A 19,054-nucleotide genomic window follows, 5' to 3' on the forward strand; every position below is an offset into this window, starting at 1 on the left:
GAATGTGAACGCGTTCACAAGCGCGTCTCGTTTGTCCCTCTCGTGCGGGTCGGCGACCGGGACGGACCGCCGAAATGATCACGGCTCGTAAGGAGGAGATGTGGACATCGCTCTGGCGCCGGAGACTCTGGCTCGTTGGCAGTTCGGCATCACCACCGTCTACCACTTCCTGTTCGTCCCGCTGACGATCTCGCTGGCCGCGCTCACCGCCGGCCTGCAGACCGCCTGGGTGCGCACCGAGAAGGAGAAGTACCTCAAGGCCACCAAGTTCTGGGGCAAGCTCTTCCTGATCAACATCGCGATGGGTGTCGTCACCGGCATCGTGCAGGAGTTCCAGTTCGGTATGAACTGGTCCGACTACTCGCGCTTCGTCGGCGATGTCTTCGGCGCCCCGCTCGCCTTCGAGGCGCTGATCGCCTTCTTCTTCGAATCCACCTTCATCGGGCTGTGGATCTTCGGCTGGGACAAGCTGCCGAAGAGGATCCACCTGGCCTGCATCTGGATGGTCTCGATCGGCACGATCCTGTCGGCGTACTTCATCCTCGCGGCCAACTCCTGGATGCAGCACCCCGTCGGCTACCGGATCAACGAGAAGAAGGGGCGCGCCGAACTCACCGACTTCTGGCTGGTCCTCACCCAGAACACCGCGCTGACCCAGGTCTTCCACACCCTCACCGCGGCCTTCCTCACGGGTGGCGCCTTCATGGTCGGCATCGCCGCCTTCCATCTGACGCGCAAGAAGCACATCGAGGTGATGAAGACCTCGCTGCGGCTCGGCCTGGTCACCGTCGTCATCGGCGGTCTGCTCACCGCGGTCAGCGGTGACTTCCTCGGCAAGGTCATGTTCAAGCAGCAGCCGATGAAGATGGCCGCCGCCGAGGCGCTCTGGGACGGCGAGGCGCCCGCGCCCTTCTCCGTGTTCGCCTACGGCGACGTCGAGGCCGGCCACAACAAGGTCGCCATCGAGATCCCGGGCCTGCTGTCCTTCCTGGCCAACGACGACTTCAGCTCGTACGTCCCCGGCATCAACGACGTCAACAAGGCCGAGCAGGAGAAGTTCGGGCCCGGCGACTACCGCCCCAACATCCCGGTCGCCTACTGGGGCTTCCGCTGGATGATCGGCTTCGGCATGACGTCCTTCGCGATCGGGCTCGCCGGACTCTGGCTGACCCGCAAGAAGTTCATGCTGCCGCAGCATCTGCGGGTCGGCGACGACGAGGTGCCGCACCTCTCGCTGCTCCCAGGGAAAGCACTCGGCCCGACGCTCACCAAGTGGTACTGGCGCATCGCGATCCTCACCCTGGGCTTCCCGCTGATCGCCAGCTCCTGGGGCTGGATCTTCACCGAGATGGGCCGTCAGCCGTGGGTCGTGTACGGCATCTTCCAGACCCGGGACGCGGTCTCCCCCGGGGTCTCCCAATGGGAGATCCTCACCTCGATGATCGTCTTCACCTCGCTCTACGCGATCCTCGCCGTCATCGAGGTCAAGCTCCTCGTGAAGTACGTCAAGGCCGGGCCGCCCGAACTGACCGAGGCCGACCTCAACCCGCCCACGAAGATCGGCGGCGACCCACAGGACGCCGACAAGCCGATGGCCTTCTCCTACTAGGCCCAGGGAGCTGAATCGCCATGCAACTTCACGACGTCTGGTTCGTCCTCATCGCCGTCCTGTGGATCGGCTACTTCTTCCTGGAGGGCTTCGACTTCGGGGTCGGCGTCCTCACCAAACTGCTCGCCCGCGACCGGGCCGAGAAGCGGGTCCTCATCAACACCATCGGGCCCGTCTGGGACGGCAACGAGGTGTGGCTGCTCTCGGCGGGCGGCGCGACCTTCGCCGCCTTCCCGGAGTGGTACGCCACTCTGTTCTCCGGCTTCTATCTGCCGCTGCTGCTCATCCTGGTGTGTCTGATCGTGCGGGGTGTCGCCTTCGAGTACCGGGTGAAGCGGCCCGAGGAGAACTGGCAGCGCAACTGGGAGACCGCGATCTTCTGGACCTCGCTGCTGCCCGCGTTCATGTGGGGTGTGGCCTTCGCCAACATCGTGCGCGGGGTGAAGATCGACGCGAACTTCGAGTACGTCGGAAATCTCGCCGACCTGCTCAACCCGTACGCCCTGCTGGGCGGCCTGGTCACCCTGTCGCTGTTCACCTTCCACGGCACGGTGTTCGTCGGCCTCAAGACAGTCGGGGACATCCGGGAACGGGCACGGAAGCTGGCGGTGCGCGTAGGACTCGTGGCCGCCGTCGTCGCGCTCGTGTTCCTGGGCTGGACCCAGGCCGACAAGGGTGACGGGGGCTCACTGGCCGCGGCGGTCGTCGCCGTGCTCGCCCTCGTCGCAGCGCTGGGGGCGGCGTGGAAGGGACGTGAGGGCTGGGCGTTCGCGTTCTCCGGGGTCACTATCGTGGCCGCCGTCGCGATGCTGTTCCTGACGCTCTTCCCGAACGTCCTGCCGTCCTCGCTCAGCGCCGACTGGAACCTCACGGTCACCAATGCCTCGTCGAGCCCGTACACGCTGAAGATCATGACGTGGTGCGCGGGGATCGCCACCCCCATGGTCCTGCTCTACCAGGGCTGGACGTACTGGGTGTTCCGCAAGCGGATCGGCACGCAACACCTCGCCGAGGCCGCGCACTGATTCGGCTTTGCCCGCGCCGGAAATCCCTGTCCGCTCTGCGTCATCTCTGTCGGCGGGAGGTGGTTTCGCGATGTTTCACGTGAAACATCGCGAAACCACCTCCCTGGACCGAAGGGCATGTTTCACGTGAAACCAATCGATCCACGCCTCCTCCGGTACGCCGGTGCAACCCGCCGTTTCCTGCTGGCGGTTGTCGGCCTCGGTGCAGTGGGTGCGGGGCTGGTCATCGCGCAGGCCATGCTCATCGCCGAGGTGGTGGTCGGAGCCTTCCAGCACGGACTGGCGGCCGCTGAACTCCGTACGCCCCTGCTGCTGTTGGTGGCCGTCGCCGGTGGTCGGGCGGTGGTCTCCTGGCTCACCGAGTTGGCCGCCCACCGCACGAGCGCGGCTGTGAAGTCGGAGCTGCGTGGGCGGTTGTTGGAGCGGTCCGTCGCGCTGGGGCCCGGATGGCTGAGCGGGCAGCGGACCGGTTCGCTGGTCGCCCTCGCCACGCGGGGGGTCGACGCGCTCGACGACTACTTCTCGCGCTATCTGCCGCAGTTGGGGCTCGCGGTGGTGGTGCCCGTGGCCGTGCTGGCGCGGATCGTCACCGAGGACTGGGTGTCGGCCGCGATCATCGTCGGGACCCTGCCGCTCATTCCGGTCTTCATGGTGCTGATCGGCTGGGCCACGCAGTCCCGGATGGACCGTCAATGGCGGCTGCTGTCACGGCTGTCGGGCCACTTCCTCGATGTCGTGGCCGGGCTGCCGACGCTGAAGGTGTTCGGCCGGGCCAAGGCGCAGGCCGAGTCGATCCGGCGCATCACCGGTGAGTACCGGCAGGCCACGATGGGGACCCTGCGGATCGCCTTCATCTCGTCCTTCGCGCTGGAACTGCTGGCCACGCTGTCCGTGGCGCTGGTCGCGGTGACCATCGGTATGCGGCTCGTGCACGGCGAGATGGACCTGTACACCGGGCTCGTCGTTCTTGTCCTCGCGCCCGAGGCGTACCTGCCGCTGAGGCAGGTGGGCGCCCAGTTCCACGCGGCGGCCGAAGGGCTGGCCGCGGCCGAGGAGATCTTCGCCGTCCTGGAGACGGCGGTACCGGAATCCGGGACAGGGGCGGTTCCGGCGGGCGGGGTTGCCTTCGAAGGCGTGACGGTCCGGTATCCCGGGCGCTCGGTGGACGCGGTGGCGGACGCGTCCTTCGCTGTCGGGGCCGGCGAGACGGTCGCGCTCGTCGGGCCGAGCGGCGCGGGCAAGTCGACGCTGCTGCACGCGCTGCTCGGGTTCGTACGGCCGGCGGAAGGGCGGGTGTGCGTCGGGGGAGCCGATCTCGCCGGTATCGACCTGGAGCAGTGGCGTTCGCGGGTGGCCTGGGTGCCGCAACGGCCTCACCTGTTCGCCGGGTCGATCGCCGAGAACGTACGGCTGGCCCGGCCCGATGCCGACGACACCGCTGTACGGACGGCACTGGCCGACGCCGGTGCGCTGGAGTTCGTCGACGCGCTGCCCGACGGCATTCACTCGGCGCTCGGCGAGGACGGGGCCGGGCTCTCCGCCGGGCAGCGGCAACGGCTCGCGCTGGCCCGGGCGTTCCTCGCGGACCGGCCTGTGCTGCTGCTCGACGAGCCGACGGCCGCGCTCGACGGGGAGACCGAGGCCGAGGTCGTGGCCGCCGTACGGCGCCTGGCCGTTGGACGGACGGTACTTCTGGTCGTGCACCGGCCGGCGCTGCTGGCGGTGGCGGACCGGGTGGTGCGGCTGGCGGAGGCCGCCCGCCCCGCTCGCCTGCCTGGGGCCGAGCAGGCCGGTGGTGCCCTCGGCGGCGACGAGTTTGTCGTGGGCGGTGGACAGTTCCCCGTGCCCGACGAGGAAGACCTGGTGGCCGGTGTTTCCGCGGGGCGACGTGGTGTGCTCGCGCGGGTGCGGGCCATGTCCGGGGCCCGGCACGGGCGGTTCGGACTCGCGCTGCTGCTCGGGAGTCTCGCGCTCGGCAGTGCCGTCGGGCTCATGGCGACCTCCGGGTGGCTCATCTCGCGGGCCTCGCAGCAGCCGCCCGTGCTGTATCTGATGGTCGCCGTGACGGCCACACGGGCCTTCGGAATCGGGCGGGCCGTCTTCCGCTACGCCGAGCGGCTGGTGTCGCACGACGCCGTGCTGCGGATGCTGGCCGACACCAGGGTCGCCGTCTACCGGCGCCTGGAGCGGCTGGCGCCCGCCGGACTGCGGACGACCCGGCGCGGGGACCTGCTGTCGCGGCTCGTCGCCGATGTGGACGCCCTCCAGGACTACTGGCTGCGCTGGCTGCTGCCCGCCGGGGCCGCCCTGGTCGTCTCCGCCGCCTCTGTCGGGTTCACCGCGTGGCTGCTCCCGGAGGCAGGGGCCGTGCTCGCCGCCGGGCTGCTCGCGGCCGGCGTAGGCGTACCCCTAGTGACCAGTGCCGTGGCGCGGCGCGCGGAACGCCGGCTCGCCCCGGCCCGCGGGGCTCTCGCCACGCATGTGACCGATCTGCTCACCGGAACCGCCGAGGCGACGGTCGCCGGCGCTCTGAACGGACGTACCGAGCAGGTGCGGCGGGCCGACTCCGCGCTCACCCGGATCGCCTCGCGCGCCGCCACCGCCACCGCGCTCGGCGACGGACTCACCGCGTTGCTGTCCGGAGTGACGGTCGCGGCCACCGCCCTCATGGGCGCCCGGGCGGTCACCGACGGGAGGCTCGACGGGGTGGTGATGGCGGTGGTCGTCCTCACTCCCCTGGCCGCCTTCGAGGCAGTCCTCGGACTGCCGCTCGCCGTGCGGTACCGGCAGCGGGTACGCAGGAGCGCGGAGCGGGTGTACGAGGTCCTGGACGTGCCCGAGCCCGTACGCGAACCCGAAGAGCCGCTCCCTGCGCCGCTGTCGCCGTTCCCGGTCGTCGTCGAGGGACTGGCCGCCCGCCATGCCGGACAGGACCGGGACGCGCTCACCCGCCTCGACCTCACCCTCCACGAAGGGCGCCGGATCGCCGTCGTCGGCCCGTCCGGGTCAGGCAAGACGACGCTCGCGCAGGTACTCCTGAGGTTCCTGGACGCGGACGCCGGCTCCTACACGCTCGGTGGCGTGGACGCGTACGCGCTGGACGGCGACGACGTACGGCGGCTGGTCGGGCTGTGCGCCCAGGACGCCCACCTCTTCGACAGCTCCGTGCGCGAGAACATGCTGCTGGCGAAGAAGGACGCGACCGAGGACGACCTGCGGGCAGCCCTCGCGCGGGCACGGTTGCTGGACTGGGCCGAGTCGCTGCCCGACGGGCTCGACACGCTCGTCGGCGAGCACGGGGCGCGGCTGTCCGGCGGCCAGCGGCAGCGGCTGGCGCTCGCCCGGGCGCTGCTCGCGGACTTCCCGGTGCTGGTGCTCGACGAGCCCGCCGAACACCTCGACCTGCCGACCGCCGACGCGCTCACCGCCGATCTCCTGGCCGCGACCGAGGGCCGTACGACACTGCTCATCACCCACCGGCTGGCCGGTCTCGGAGCCGTGGACGAGGTGATCGTGCTGGACGAGGGGCAGGTCGTGCAGCGGGGGACGTACGCGGAGCTGGTCGCCGTCGAGGGGCCGCTGCGGCGGATGGCGGAGCGGGAAGCGGAGTCCGAGCAGTTGGCGCTGGTGGCGGCGGTGCGTCAGTCCTCTGCTCGCCAGTCCCCGGCACCTCTGTTTGCCAGGGGAGGCGTAGCCGCTCGACTTTCGTGGACAAACGGGAGTAATTAGGCTCGTGGGATGTCCGACCCACTGCCTCGTCCCGAGCCGTGCGTGCCGCAGTTGCTGGAGGCGATGCGGGCCGTCGGGAGCGGGCTCGGGCCGCATGCCACGCTGGAGCGGATCTGTGCGACGGCCACCGCCCTGGTGGACGCCGGGCGCGCGGCCATCGGGGTCCTCGCCGAGGACGGCATCGGCTTCGCCGACTTCGTTCACCACGGCGTCGACGAGGAGACCGTCCGATGGGTCGAGCCGATCCGGGTGCACGGTGAGGTCTTCGGGAATCTGTACCTGGGTGACAAGCGTGGTGGCGGCCCGTTCACCGAGCACGATCTGACCCTGGTCCGTGTGCTGGCCACCGAGGCGGGCATCGCCATCGGCAACGCCCGCCTGTACGAGGCCGCCCGGCAGCGCGAGCGCTGGATCGACGGGTCCGTGGCCGTGACCACCGCGCTCCTCTCGGGCGGTGACATCGGCGACTCCCTTCGGATCGTCGCCGAACAGGCCCGCCGGCTCTCCGGGGCGGCGGCCGGGATCGTGCTGCTGCCCGCCGAGGAGGGCGGCCTGGAGATCGTCGCCGTGGACGCGGAACGCCCCTCCGACGCGCTCGGCGTGATCATCCCGCCGGAGAGCGAGATCGTCGCCGAACTCCTCGACGGCGAGCCGGTGTTCGTCGCGGACGCGGCCACCGACCCCCGGCTGGCCATCCACACCGGCCTCACCCGCGACTACGGGCCCACCATGCTGCTGCCCCTGCAGAGCGACGGCCGCGTCGTCGGCAGCCTCGCCATGCCCCGCGCGCGGGGAGCGCGCGCGTTCACGGAGACGGAGCACGCGCTCGCCGTCCAGTTCGCCGCACAGGCCGCGCTCGCGCTCATGATGGCCGAGGCACAGCGCGACCGGGAACGGCTCGCGGTGTACGAGGACCGCGACCGGATCGCCCGTGACCTGCACGATCTCGTCATCCAACGGCTGTTCGCCACCGGGATGATGCTGGAGAGCGCCCAGCGCGGACCGGTCGCGCCCGAGGTGCGGGACGGCGTCGGCAGGGCCGTCGACGAACTCGACGTCACCATCCAGGAGATCCGCACCGCGATCTTCGCGCTCCAGGACGACCCCGGCGAGGCGCCTGCCCAACTGACCACGCGGGTGCGGCGGGAGATCCACATGGCCGCCGTGGCACTCGGCTTCAAACCCTCGCTCCAGGTGGTCGGTCCGGTCGACACCGCCGTCGGTGAGCTGACCGGCAAGAACCTCGTCGCCGCTCTTCGCGAGGGACTGTCCAACGCCTTCCGCCATGCCGGGGCGTCCCGGATCGATGTCGTGGTCGACGCGGACATGACCCTGCCGGACGGCCGGAAGGGCGTACGGCTGACCGTCGCCGACGACGGCGTCGGCATCCCCGAGGGCGGTCGGCGCAGTGGCCTCAGGAACCTGAAACGGCGCGCCGAGTCGCTGGGCGGCGACAGTCGGCACGGACCGGGCAGCGGCCCGGACGGTGGCGGTACGACGGTGGTGTGGCAGGCGCCGTACTGAGCCTGTCGCGGACCCGGTCGCTGAGCCGTTCGTGGCCAGAGGTCCCCCAGGCGTACGACTTGAACAGGCGACCGGCCCGGGTTGGGGTGCACGATCGCTGACATGGGCTCACGTCGCCGTCATCCGCTGCTGGTTCCGGCACTGCTGTGCGCGCTCGTGGTCCTGGTCGCCCGGCCCACGGCCGCCTCGGGCGAGGACACGGACGCCGGACCGGACTCCGCCACGGACTCGGGTCTCAGCACCGAGGTGACCCGGCTGTACGCGGAAGCCGCCGTGGTGACGCAGCAGTACGAGGCCGGACGGCGCGAGTCCGAGGCGGAGGGGGCCAGGGCCCGGCGGTACGAGGAACTCCTCGCCCGTGAACGGCGCGACATCGCCGTTCTGCACGAGGACCTGGGCCGGATCGCACGCGGCCAGTACCGCAGCGGAGGCGGCCTGCCGCTCACCGCGCAGATGCTGCTCGCGGACAGCCCCGAGGAGCTGATGCGCGGTCAGCGGGCGGTGTGGCAGGCCGATCTCGCCGTCAACAACGCGATCGACAAGAGCCGGCGCGCGGAGGCCCGGCTCGCCGCCGACGAGGCGAAGGCGGCGGCGCAGTGGCAGAAGCTGGAGCGGCGCAACAGCGAGATCGCGGAGCTGAAGCGGACGATCGAGGCGAAGCTCGAAGAGGCCCGCTGGACACTTCAGGGCCGGGCCGACGCCTCGGTCGCGGCGGGCTCGTGCCGGGGTGCCGTCCGGCTCGACCAGCCGGATCCCGGGACCATGCCGGAGTACGTCACGCCGGTGGAGACGTACGAGCTCTCCGCGAGTTTCGGCAGCGGCGGCGACCGGTGGGCGAACGGGCACACCGGGCAGGACTTCGCGGTACCGATCGGCACTCCGGTGCGGGCGGTCGGCGAGGGCACCGTGGTCTCGGTGTCGTGCGGGGGCGCCTTCGGCATCGAGATCGTGATCGAGCACGCCGGGGGCTACTACACGCAGTACGCGCACCTCGCCGCCGTCACCGTCGACCAGGGGCAGCGGGTGACCCCGGGCCAGTGGATCGGCCAGACCGGCACGACCGGCAACTCGACCGGCCCGCATCTGCACTTCGAGGTACGCGTCACACCGGAACTGGGGTCGGGGGTGGATCCGGCGGCGTGGCTGACGGCACGCGGGGTGCGGTTGTAGTGGGCGGTCCCCTTGCGGCGGCTTCCTCAGAGGCGTTCCGCGAGCAGCCGCTCGATCACGACGGCCACCCCGTCCTCGTTGTTGGGCGCCGTGTGGCCCGAGGCCGCCGCGAGGACGTCGGGATGCGCGTTGCCCATCGCGTACGACCGGCCCGCCCAGGTGAGCATCTCGACGTCGTTCGGCATGTCCCCGAAGGCGACGACCTCCTCGGACGAGATGCCCCGCTCGGCGCAGCACAGGGCCAGGGTGCTCGCCTTGGAGACCTCGGGGCCGCTGATCTCCAGCAGAGCGCTGGGGCTGGAGCGGGTCACGGTGGCACGGTCGCCGATCGCGAGCCGGGCGGTGGTGAGGAACGCGTCGGGGTCCATCGTGTGGTGGAAGGCGAGGATCTTGAGCACGGGCTCACCGTCGCTCGGCCCGCCCGGGGCCAGCAGCTTCTCGGCGGGCGCCAGATTGTCCGGCACCTCCATGTGCAGCTTCGGATACTCCGGCTCCTGGTGGAAGCCGTACGTCTGCTCCACGGCGTACACGGTCCCCGGGGCGGCCTCGCGCAGCAGCCGTACGGCGTCCAGCGCGTTCTCCCTGGCCAGCTCCCGCACCTTCACGAAGCGGTGGGCGCCGGGGCCGCCGTGGAGGTCGACCACGGCGGCGCCGTTGCCGCAGATCGCCAGACCGTGACCGTGGACGTGCTCGCTGACGACGTCCATCCAGCGGGCCGGGCGGCCCGTGACGAAGAAGACCTCGACACCCGCGGCCTCGGCGGCGGCCAGGGCGGCGACCGTGCGTGGGGACACCGACTTGTCGTCGCGCAGCAGGGTTCCGTCGAGGTCGGTGGCGATCAGCCGGATAGGGAGGGCGGCGGCGGGGGTCTCGGGCTCTCGGGTCGCTGAGGTCACCCGGCCATTCTCGCGTATGTCCGCGCACGCCCGTGCGACGGTCCGCCCAGGTGAGTACTCACCTGGGCGGTGCTGGGTCAGCGCAGCTGCGTCGGCGCCTCCAGGGCGATGCGCTCGAAGATCCGCTCGTCGGCCGCGAAGTCGGAGTCGGGGATGGGCCAGTGGATGACGATCTCGGTGAACCCCAGTTCCTGGTGCCGGCCCGCGAAGTCGACGAACGCGTCCACGGACTCCAGCGGACGCCCCCGGTCAGGGGTGAACCCGGTGAGCAGGATCCTGTCGAGTCCGCTCACGTCCCGGCCGATCGCGGCGCAGGCGTCGGCCAGCTTCTCGGTCTGCCCGCGCAGGGCCTGCACCGACTGTTCGGGCGTGCCGCTCTCGAACAGCCGGGGGTCGCCGGTCGTCACCCACGCCTGCCCGTACCGTGCCGCGAGCTTCAGCCCGCGCGGGCCGGTGGCGGCCACCGCGAAGGGCAGCCGGGGGCGCTGCACACAGCCCGGGATGTTGCGCACCTCGTGGGCCGAGTAGTAGTCGCCCTGGTACGAGACGCCGTCCTTGCCGTCCTCGGTCAGCAGCTTGTCGAGGAGCGCGACGAACTCACCGAACCGGTCGGCACGCTCCCGGGGTGTCCACGGGTCCTGGCCCAGCGCGGTGGCGTCGAAGCCGGTGCCGCCCGCGCCGATGCCCAGGGTGATCCTTCCGTTCGACACGTCGTCGAGGGAGATCAGCTCCTTGGCCAGCGTCACCGGGTGCCGGAAGTTCGGCGAGGTCACCAGGGTGCCCAGCCGCAGCCGGTCGGTGACAGCGGCGGCGGCCGTGAGCGTGGGCACGGCACCGAACCACGGGCCGTCCCGGAAGGTGCGCCAGGACAGGTGGTCGTAGGTGAACGCGGTGTGGAACCCGAGCTGCTCCGCGCGCTCCCAGGTCGAACGGCCGCCCTCGTGCCAACGGCGGTACGGAAGGATCACGGTGCTCAGGTGCAGACTCATGGTCAGAGAGCCTAGGCCCGGTTCATGTTTCACGTGAAACATGCCACCGGGCACCTGCTGAGGGTCACCGGACGCGACTGCTGAGCCACGGGCTGACGCCGAACACCGGGATGTACTCCTTGTACGTGCGGTCGCCGGGCAGCGGGACGACCAGGTGGCGGCCGGGCGGGAAGCGGCGGGCCGTGACGAACGCGAGGCCGTCGTAGACCGAGCGGAGGAAGGCGGGGACGTCGTCGCGTGGGATGTCGGGGCATTCGACGCCCTCGACCGTGATCAGCGCGTCGTCGTCGGGGAACAGGCGGACGGTGACCCGGGGGACTCCGCCGAGCTCGGCGAAGGCCTCGTGCGGAAGCGAGCCGTCCGGGTCCGTGGTGACGCCGATGCCCGCGGCCGTGCGCCGGGAGGTCTGGTCGGCGCCGATGTCGTGGCCGACCTCGATCTCACGGGCGTACTCGGCGGCGAGGGCGCGCAAAGCGGTGACGGCGGCCTCGGTGCTGGGCAGATGGTCCATGGCCTCGATCATGCCGGGGCCGGTGCCACGCGGTGTCAGTGCGGGTCGGAGAACCGCAGATAGCGCGGCGGTACGGCCTCCGTGAGCCACACGCCGTTCGCGCTGACGTGGAAGAGGTGGCCGTCGCGGTGCATGGCGGCCGAGTCGACCGAGAGCACGACGGGCCGGCCTCGGCGGGCGCCGACCCGGGTCGCGGTCTCACGGTCGGCCGAGAGGTGCACGGCGTGCCGGTTCATGGGCCGCAGGCCCTCGGCACGGATGGCGTCCAGGAAGCGGTCCACCGTGCCGTGGTAGAGGTACGGCGGCGGAGTCGCCGGGGGCAGTCCGAGGTCGACCTCGACGCTGTGGCCCTGGCTGGCGCGGATCCGCGTTCCGTCGATCGCGAAGCGCTTCTTGTCGTTGGCGGCGACCACGTGGTCCAGCTCGTCCCGGGTGAACCGGAAGCCGTGGGCCGTGGCAGCCGCGATCAGTGTGTCGATCTCGACCCAGCCGGCCTCGTCGAGCGCGAGCCCGATCCGCTCCGGCTGGTGCCGCAGATGCTTCGACAGGTACTTCGACACCTTCACGGTGCGTCTTTCATCCATCTCTTTCTCGGTCATCCCGTAAGGGTGCCGGGCGAGACGGTGATCACGCATTTGATTTTGGTCCGGAGGTTTGATCCACAGCCAAGTGCGGTTATCCACAGGGGAATTGAGAAAACTGTGGACAACTGGTCGGCGTTTTGCGACCTTTGGTCAACTTGGTTATATTTATTACCTTTTGGCTCCTGTGGTTACAGCGGCGGATCCATCCGCGCCAGCGTCCTCAACGCCCCCGGCAGGAAGCGGGACATGAGGTGTGCGCCCCGGGCCTCCGGTGTCACCGGCGCGACCGCCTCGTTGCGCACCACCGCGCGCAGGATCGCCGAAGCCACCTTCTCCGGCGGGTAGTTGCGCAACCCGTACAGCCGAGCCGTCCGCTTCTGTCGGCGGGCCTGTTCCTCGGCGTCGACTCCCGTGAAACGCGCGGTCGTTGTGATGTTCGTGTTGACGAACCCGGGGCAGATCGCCGAGACGCCGATGCCCTGGCCCGCCAGCTCGGCGCGCAGACACTCGCTGAGCATGAGCACCGCGGCCTTCGAAGTGCTGTACGCGGGAAGGGCTTTGGAGGGCTGGTACGCGGCCGCGGACGCGATGTTGACGATGTGCCCGCCCTGTCCGCGCTCGGCCATCTGCTTCCCGAAGAGCCGGCAACCGTGGATCACACCCCACAAGTTGACGTCCAGGACCTTCTTCCAGTCCTCCGGGGTCGTGTCGAAGAAGGACCCGGAGAGCCCGATCCCCGCGTTGTTCACCAGCACGTCCACGATGCCGTACTCGGTGGCGACCTTCTCGGCGAGCTTCTCCATCGCCTGCTCGTCCGTGACGTCCACCGGCTCCGCCCAGGCCTCGGGAGCGCCGACGAGCCGGGCCAACTCGGCCGTACGGGCGGCGCTTTCGGCGTCCCGGTCGACGGCCACCACACGAGCGCCCGCCTCGGCGAACGCGAAGGCCGTCGCCCGTCCGATGCCGCTGCCCGCCCCGGTGACCAGGACGAGCTGCCCGCCGAAACGCTGTGCGTGGGGGCCCGTTGCCGCCGCCGGGAGCCGCCCGCCCTCGTTGGCGGTCGCGAACTCCCCGATCCAGGCGGCCACCTGGTCGGGCCGGGTGCGCGGGATCCAGTGCTTGGCGTCGAGCGTGCGGCGCACCAGCCGGGGCGCCCACCGCTCCAGTCCGTCGTACAGCCGCTCGGAGAGGAACGCGTCCCCCAGGGGCGTGATGAGCTGCACGGGCGCGTGTGCGTGCGCGTCCGGGCGCGGCCTGCGCAGCCGGGACCGTACGTTGTCCCGGTACAGCCAGGCGCCGTTGGCCGCGTCCGTGGGCAGGGAGGCGGTGGGGTAACCGTCCCCGGAGACCTTTTCGAGGCGGGCCAGCAGCTTCGGCCAGCGTTTGCCGAGCGGGCCGCGCCAGGCGAGTTCGGGCAGCACGGGCGTGTGCAGCGCGTACACGTACCAGGATCTGCGGCCCTGGCCCAGGAGTTGGGCGACCGCACGCGGGGTGGGCCGCTTCAGGCGACCCTTCGTCCAGTGGCCGAGGTGGTCGAGGGACGGCCCGGACATCGACGTGAAGGACGCGATCCGGCCCTCGGTGCGTGCGACGGTGACGAACTCCCAGGACTGCACCGAGCCCCAGTCGTGCCCCACCAGGTGCACAGGCCGGTCCGGGCTGACCGCGTCCGCGACGGCCAGGAAGTCGTCCGTGAGCTTCGCCAGGGTGAAGCCGCCGCGCAGCGGACGCGGCGTCGTCGAACTGCCGTGACCCCGCACGTCGTACAGCACGACGTGGAAGCGGTCGGCGAGCCGCGCGGCGACCTGGGACCACACCTCCTTGGTGTCCGGATAGCCGTGCACGAGGATCACCGTGGGGTCCGAGGGGTCGCCCAACTCGGCGACGCACAGCTCGATCCCGCCCGTACGTACCCGGCGCTCACGCGCCCCGTCGAGAGTCACTCGTCCTCCGTCTCAAGGGTCACGATCGTCACTTCGTCTCCGCCCAGCGCCGCACGTGCGGCAGATCGTCGTCCAGCCAGAACGCGCTCTCCCGCGGGTCCGCGGAGTCCGTGACGACCAGGATCTCCTCGAACTTCGCCCCTGTGCCCCGGAATCCGAGATGCGGCTCGACCGCCCACAGGCCCGGCTGCGGCGGGTGGTCGGAGAAGCGGTACGGCGACCACAGGGGCGACCAGCCCTCGCGGTGGCCGCGCAGCGCGTCGCCCGCCAGCCCTTTCAGGGACTGCGTACCGAACCCGAACAGCCGGGGCGACCACGACCGTTCGCGTACCCGGTCGACCTTGTGCGCGATCACCCCGAAGGGATACGCGCGATGCCGGTTGGCGTAGCCCTGGCGGACCATGAGGCGGTCCACGTCCTCGTAGATCTCGCGCAGCGGGCGCCGCTCGCGCACCTCGCGCAGGATCAGCTCGCGGTGCGCCTCCAGGTCGGCCATCAGCCGGTCCTGCACCGGGTTGGCGCCGAGCGAGCCGGAGTAGCCGATGTCCGCCGCGAAACCCCGGTGGACCGGGGCCAGGTCCAGGATGAACGGCATCCCCGGCTCCAGTCGGCGGCCGGTCGGGAAGAACTGGAGGGGGATGCGGAAGTTCACGAACGCCGTGCGGTCCCCGAACCAGGCGAAGGGCAGATGGAACCAGTCCCGCACACCCCGCTCGCGCAGCCACTCCCGCTGCATCCGGGCCGCCTCGCGCTCGGTGATCCCCGGCTCCAGCCGTGCCGCGACGGCCTCCGCACACTCGTACGCCAGCCGTTGCACCCGTCTGAACCCGGCCAGTTCACCGGCCGACTCGCTGGTGAGCCCGCCTGCCTCCGCCGTCGCCATTGCCGCGCCCACCGTCCCCATCGACCGCGCTACGTGCCCGTAACTTGACCCTCGCGAATCTGACACTTGTTAGAGCCGGCGTCAACAGTCGAACGCCTGTCTGTGGACAACGGAGCCGATGTGGATAACCCGCAGTCGGTTGTTCGACCTGAGGGGGACCCCTACGGGCCCGTACGACTGGAGGTGGATATGGAGACAGCTCTTCGGGTTGACGACCGATGTGGTGTGCGCCACTACCGTCGTGGACGTGACTGTGATCGCGACCGAAAGCCTGAGCAAGCGGTTCCCCCGGGTGACCGCGCTCGACCGGCTCTCCATGGACATCGGACCCGGTGTGACCGGACTCGTCGGCGCCAATGGCGCCGGCAAATCCACCCTGATCAAGATCCTGCTGGGTCTGTCCCCCGCCACGGAGGGCCGGGCCGCCGTGCTCGGACTCGACGTCGCCACCGAGGGCGGCGCCATCCGGGAGCGGGTCGGCTACATGCCGGAGCACGACTGCCTGCCACCCGACGTCTCGGCCACCGAGTTCGTCGTGCACATGGCGCGCATGTCCGGGCTCCCGCCTGCCGCCGCCCGCGAGCGCACCGCGGACACCCTGCGCCATGTCGGCCTGTACGAGGAGCGCTACCGTCCCATCGGCGGCTACTCGACCGGCATGAAGCAGCGGGTGAAGCTCGCCCAGGCGCTGGTCCACGACCCGCAGCTGGTCTTCCTGGACGAGCCGACCAACGGCCTCGATCCGGTCGGCCGCGACGACATGCTCGGCCTGATCCGCCGTATCCACACCGACTTCGGCATCTCGGTGCTGGTCACCTCGCACCTGCTCGGCGAGCTGGAGCGGACCTGCGACCACGTGGTGGTCGTCGACGGCGGCAAGCTCCTGCGGTCCAGCTCCACCACGGACTTCACCCAGTCCACGGCCATCCTCGCCATCGAGGTGACCGACACCGACGAACACCCGGACGGCACCGCCGCGGTGCGCGACGCGCTCCACGCGCGCGGGGTGGACACCCACGACGGCAGCGGCCTGCCCGGCGCCGGACACATCCTGCTGCTCACCGCCCAGGGCGAGGACACCTACGACCTCGTGCGGGACACGGTCGCCGACCTCGGCCTCGGTCTGGTGCGCATGGAACAGCGCAGGCACCACATCTCCGAGGTCTTCACCGACAGCGACGCCAAGCAGGCGGACGAACAGCAGAGCGTGAGTGCAGGAAAGGAGGCGGTCGGCCATGGCGGTTGAGCAGACCCCGGCACAGGCGGGCGCCCAGTCCCGCATCCACAACATCGGCTACCGCTCGTACGACGGCCAGCGACTGGGCCGCGCGTACGCCCGACGCTCGCTCTACTCACAGTCCCTGCGCGGCGCCTACGGCCTCGGCCGTTCGGTCAAGTCCAAGGTGCTGCCGATGGTGCTCTTCGCCGTGATGTGCGTCCCTGCAGCCATCATGGTGGCGGTCTCGGTCGCCACCAAGGCCAAGGAACTGCCCGTCGAGTACACGAACTACGCGATCATCATGCAGGCGGTCATCGGCCTGTACGTCGCCTCGCAGGCACCCCAGGCCGTCTCCCGCGACCTGCGCTTCAAGACCGTACCCCTGTACTTCTCGCGCCCGATCGAGACCTCGGACTACGTCCGCGCGAAGTTCGCGGCGCTGGCCTCGGCCCTGTTCCTCATCACCGCGGTGCCGCTGGTCGTGCTCTACGCGGGCGCCCTGCTGGCCAAGCTCGACTTCACCGACCAGACCAAGGGTTTCCTCCAGGGGCTCGTCTCCGTGGCACTGCTCTCGCTGCTGTTCGCCGGTATCGGCCTCGTCATCTCGGCGGTCACCCCGCGCCGCGGCTTCGGTATCGCGGCGGTCATCGCCGTGGTGACCATCTCCTACGGGGCGGTGTCCACGCTCCAGGCCATCGCTGACGCCCAGGGCAGCACGGGTGCCGTCCCCTGGATCGGCCTCTTCTCGCCCATCACGCTCATCGACGGGGTGCAGACGGCCTTCCTGGGCGCCACCTCCTCCTACCCCGGAGGGGTGGGCCCCAGCACCGGCGAAGGCGTGGTCTTCCTGCTCGCCGTCCTGGGTCTCATCGCCGGCTGCTACGGCCTTCTGATGCGCCGCTACCGAAAGGTCGGACTGTGACCACGCTCAACATCGACCACGTCTCGCGCTGGTTCGGCAACGTGGTGGCGGTCAACGACATCACCATGACGATCGGCCCCGGCGTCACCGGCCTCCTGGGCCCCAACGGCGCCGGAAAGTCCACCCTCATCAACATGATGGGCGGCTTCCTGGCCCCCTCCACCGGCACCGTCACCCTCGACGGACAGCCCGTGTGGCGCAACGAGCAGATCTACAAGCACATCGGCATCGTCCCCGAGCGCGAGGCGATGTACGACTTCCTCACCGGCAAGGAGTTCGTGGTCGCCAACGCCGAGTTGCACGGCCTCGGTGCCAAGGCGGCGCAGCGGGCGCTCGCCACGGTCGAGATGGAGTACGCGCAGGACCGCAAGATCTCGACGTACTCCAAGGGCATGCGCCAGCGTGTGAAGATGGCGAGCGCGCTCGTCCACGACCCGTCGCTCCTTCTGCTCGACGAGCCCTTCAACGGCATGGACCCGCGCCAGCGCATGCAGCTCATGGATCTGCTGCGCCGCATGGGCGCCGAGGGACGCACGGTCCTGTTCTCCTCGCACATCCTCGAAGAGGTCGAGCAACTGGCGGCCCACATCGAGGTCGTCGTCGCCGGACGGCACGCGGCCAGCGGTGACTTCCGCCGGATCCGCCGTCTGATGACCGACCGCCCGCACCGCTACCTCGTACGCTCCAGCGACGACCGGGCCCTCGCCGCCGCGCTGATCGCCGACCCGTCGACCTCCGGCATCGAAGTGGACCTCGCGGAGGGCGCGTTGCGTATCCAGGCCGTCGACTTCGGCCGCTTCACCGCCCTGCTGCCCCGCGTTGCCAGGGATCACGGCATCCGGCTGCTCACGGTCTCGCCGTCCGACGAGTCCCTCGAATCCGTGTTCTCGTATCTCGTCGCCGCGTAGGAGGCCGAAAATGTACGACCCCACAGTCGCCCGGCTCACCTACCGGGCCCTGCTCGGCCGCCGCCGGGCCCTCATCCTCGGCGCGCTGCCCCTGCTGCTCATCGTGATCGCCATCGCCGTACGCGGCCTCGTCGGCGCCGACGATCAGACGGCGGCGGACCTGCTGGGCGGACTCGCCCTCGCCACGATGGTGCCGATCATCGGCGTCATCGCGGGCACCGGCGCGATCGGCCCGGAGATCGACGACGGTTCCGTCGTCTACCTGCTCTCCAAGCCGCTCAAGCGACCCAAGATCATCTACACCAAGCTGATCGTCGCGATCGGCGTCACCATGGCGTTCTCGGCGGTGCCGACCTTCATCGCCGGCCTCATCCTCAACGGCAACGGCCAGCAGGTCGCCGTCTCTTACACGGTCGCCGCACTGGTCGCCTCCATCGCCTACGCCGCGCTCTTCCTGCTGCTCGGCACGGTGTCCCGGCACGCGGTGGTCTTCGGACTCGTCTACGCCCTGGTCTGGGAGGCACTGTTCGGCTCCCTGGTGCCCGGGGCGCGCACACTGAGCGTCCAGCAGTGGGCCCTGGCCGTCGGCCACAAGGCCACGGGCGGCGACCTGATCACCTCGGACGTCGGCCTGACCACGGCGACGGTCCTGCTGATCGCGGTCACCGTCCTCGCCACCTGGTACGCAGGCCAGAAGCTGCGCACGCTGACCCCTACCGGCGATGAGTAGGCAGTTGCGGGCCCGGGTGCGCGTGGTCACCTGACAGGGATTTCTGACAGAGACTTCACGTGTGCCCGGGCACACTGGACAAACGGGGCCGCAGGGCGAGGAGGACGGGGATGGCAGGGGACAGGGACATCTGGGACGAGTTGGTCCTCGACGAGGACTTCATACGCTCTGCCGAAACCGCCGAGCCGTCCGCCCGGGCCCGCATGCTGACGGCGCGCTGGCGGAACGAGACGCCCGAGCCGCAGCCCTGGCGGTCGGACGAACCCCCGGCGGGCTGGTTCTTCAGCAAGGCGCGTCGCCGCAGGTGGCGCCGCAAGTAGGGCAGACGGTGGACGTTCCGGTCCGCCGCTCCGGAATCCGCTCACCAGTTTTATTCGGTGGCGCCCGACTCGGGTTACGGGCACAGTGGTTG

General features: G+C 70.4%; 15 protein-coding genes and 1 pseudogene. 10 read left to right on the top strand and 6 right to left on the bottom strand.

Annotated features, from left to right (window positions below):
* The first annotated feature begins 100 nt into the window (after nt 1-100).
* The 5 genes and pseudogenes from OHN74_RS21865 (at nt 101) to OHN74_RS21885 (ending at nt 9,057) form a co-directional block, all read left to right on the top strand.
* A complete protein-coding gene (locus tag OHN74_RS21865; RefSeq protein ID WP_327696247.1) occupies nt 101-1,609 on the top strand; it encodes a cytochrome ubiquinol oxidase subunit I in 1,509 nt (502 codons plus the stop codon).
* 20 nt (nt 1,610-1,629) lie between these two features.
* A complete protein-coding gene (gene cydB / locus OHN74_RS21870) occupies nt 1,630-2,634 on the top strand; it encodes a cytochrome d ubiquinol oxidase subunit II (RefSeq protein ID WP_327696248.1) in 1,005 nt (334 codons plus the stop codon).
* Between the two features lie 117 nt (nt 2,635-2,751).
* Nucleotides 2,752-6,255, top strand: a pseudogene (gene cydD, locus OHN74_RS21875) (thiol reductant ABC exporter subunit CydD); the annotation flags it as partial.
* Nucleotides 6,256-6,372: 117 nt separating this feature from the next.
* Nucleotides 6,373-7,887: a GAF domain-containing protein gene (locus OHN74_RS21880; RefSeq protein WP_327696250.1), complete on the top strand. Its 1,515-nt coding sequence runs from the start codon at nt 6,373-6,375 to the stop codon at nt 7,885-7,887.
* 102 nt (nt 7,888-7,989) lie between these two features.
* A complete protein-coding gene (locus tag OHN74_RS21885; RefSeq protein ID WP_327696251.1) occupies nt 7,990-9,057 on the top strand; it encodes a M23 family metallopeptidase in 1,068 nt (355 codons plus the stop codon).
* A gap of 26 nt (nt 9,058-9,083) precedes the next feature.
* Here OHN74_RS21885 and OHN74_RS21890 read toward each other — a convergent pair whose 3' ends face one another.
* From OHN74_RS21890 to OHN74_RS21915, 6 genes are all read right to left on the bottom strand, one after another.
* Nucleotides 9,084-9,953 (bottom strand): Cof-type HAD-IIB family hydrolase, encoded by an 870-nt coding sequence (locus tag OHN74_RS21890; protein ID WP_327696252.1) that lies wholly within the window; start codon nt 9,951-9,953, stop codon nt 9,084-9,086.
* A 77-nt stretch (nt 9,954-10,030) separates the two neighbouring features.
* Nucleotides 10,031-10,942: an LLM class flavin-dependent oxidoreductase gene (locus tag OHN74_RS21895; protein ID WP_327696253.1), complete on the bottom strand. Its 912-nt coding sequence runs from the start codon at nt 10,940-10,942 to the stop codon at nt 10,031-10,033.
* A 64-nt stretch (nt 10,943-11,006) separates the two neighbouring features.
* Nucleotides 11,007-11,465, bottom strand: a complete 459-nt coding sequence (locus OHN74_RS21900; protein WP_327696255.1) for a hypothetical protein — start codon at nt 11,463-11,465, stop codon at nt 11,007-11,009.
* A gap of 23 nt (nt 11,466-11,488) precedes the next feature.
* Entirely contained in the window at nt 11,489-12,037 is a 549-nt protein-coding gene (locus tag OHN74_RS21905; protein WP_327700225.1) for an RNA 2'-phosphotransferase, read from the bottom strand.
* A gap of 188 nt (nt 12,038-12,225) precedes the next feature.
* The gene (locus OHN74_RS21910; protein ID WP_327696256.1) at nt 12,226-13,980 is read right to left on the bottom strand and encodes an SDR family oxidoreductase; all 1,755 of its coding nucleotides are present in this window, start codon (nt 13,978-13,980) and stop codon (nt 12,226-12,228) included.
* Between the two features lie 28 nt (nt 13,981-14,008).
* Nucleotides 14,009-14,863, bottom strand: a complete 855-nt coding sequence (locus tag OHN74_RS21915) for a M24 family metallopeptidase (protein ID WP_327696257.1) — start codon at nt 14,861-14,863, stop codon at nt 14,009-14,011.
* 253 nt (nt 14,864-15,116) lie between these two features.
* Here OHN74_RS21915 and OHN74_RS21920 point away from each other — a divergent pair, with 253 nt between their 5' ends.
* The 5 genes from OHN74_RS21920 (at nt 15,117) to OHN74_RS21940 (ending at nt 18,962) form a co-directional block, all read left to right on the top strand.
* Entirely contained in the window at nt 15,117-16,109 is a 993-nt protein-coding gene (locus OHN74_RS21920; RefSeq protein ID WP_327700226.1) for an ABC transporter ATP-binding protein, read from the top strand.
* A complete protein-coding gene (locus OHN74_RS21925; protein ID WP_327696258.1) occupies nt 16,099-17,004 on the top strand; it encodes an ABC transporter permease in 906 nt (301 codons plus the stop codon). The genes OHN74_RS21920 and OHN74_RS21925 overlap by 11 nt, the downstream gene beginning before the upstream one ends.
* A complete protein-coding gene (locus tag OHN74_RS21930) occupies nt 17,001-17,912 on the top strand; it encodes an ABC transporter ATP-binding protein (RefSeq protein WP_319096614.1) in 912 nt (303 codons plus the stop codon). The genes OHN74_RS21925 and OHN74_RS21930 overlap by 4 nt, the downstream gene beginning before the upstream one ends.
* Before the next feature lie 10 nt (nt 17,913-17,922).
* Complete coding sequence (locus OHN74_RS21935) at nt 17,923-18,642, top strand: ABC transporter permease subunit (protein ID WP_327696259.1); 720 nt, start codon at nt 17,923-17,925, stop codon at nt 18,640-18,642.
* A gap of 110 nt (nt 18,643-18,752) precedes the next feature.
* A complete protein-coding gene (locus OHN74_RS21940) occupies nt 18,753-18,962 on the top strand; it encodes an SGM_3592 family protein (RefSeq protein ID WP_327696260.1) in 210 nt (69 codons plus the stop codon).
* The last annotated feature ends 92 nt before the right edge of the window (nt 18,963-19,054 follow it).

It is taken from the genome of Streptomyces sp. NBC_00459, assembly GCF_036013955.1.
Taxonomy (GTDB): Bacteria; Actinomycetota; Actinomycetes; order Streptomycetales; family Streptomycetaceae; genus Streptomyces.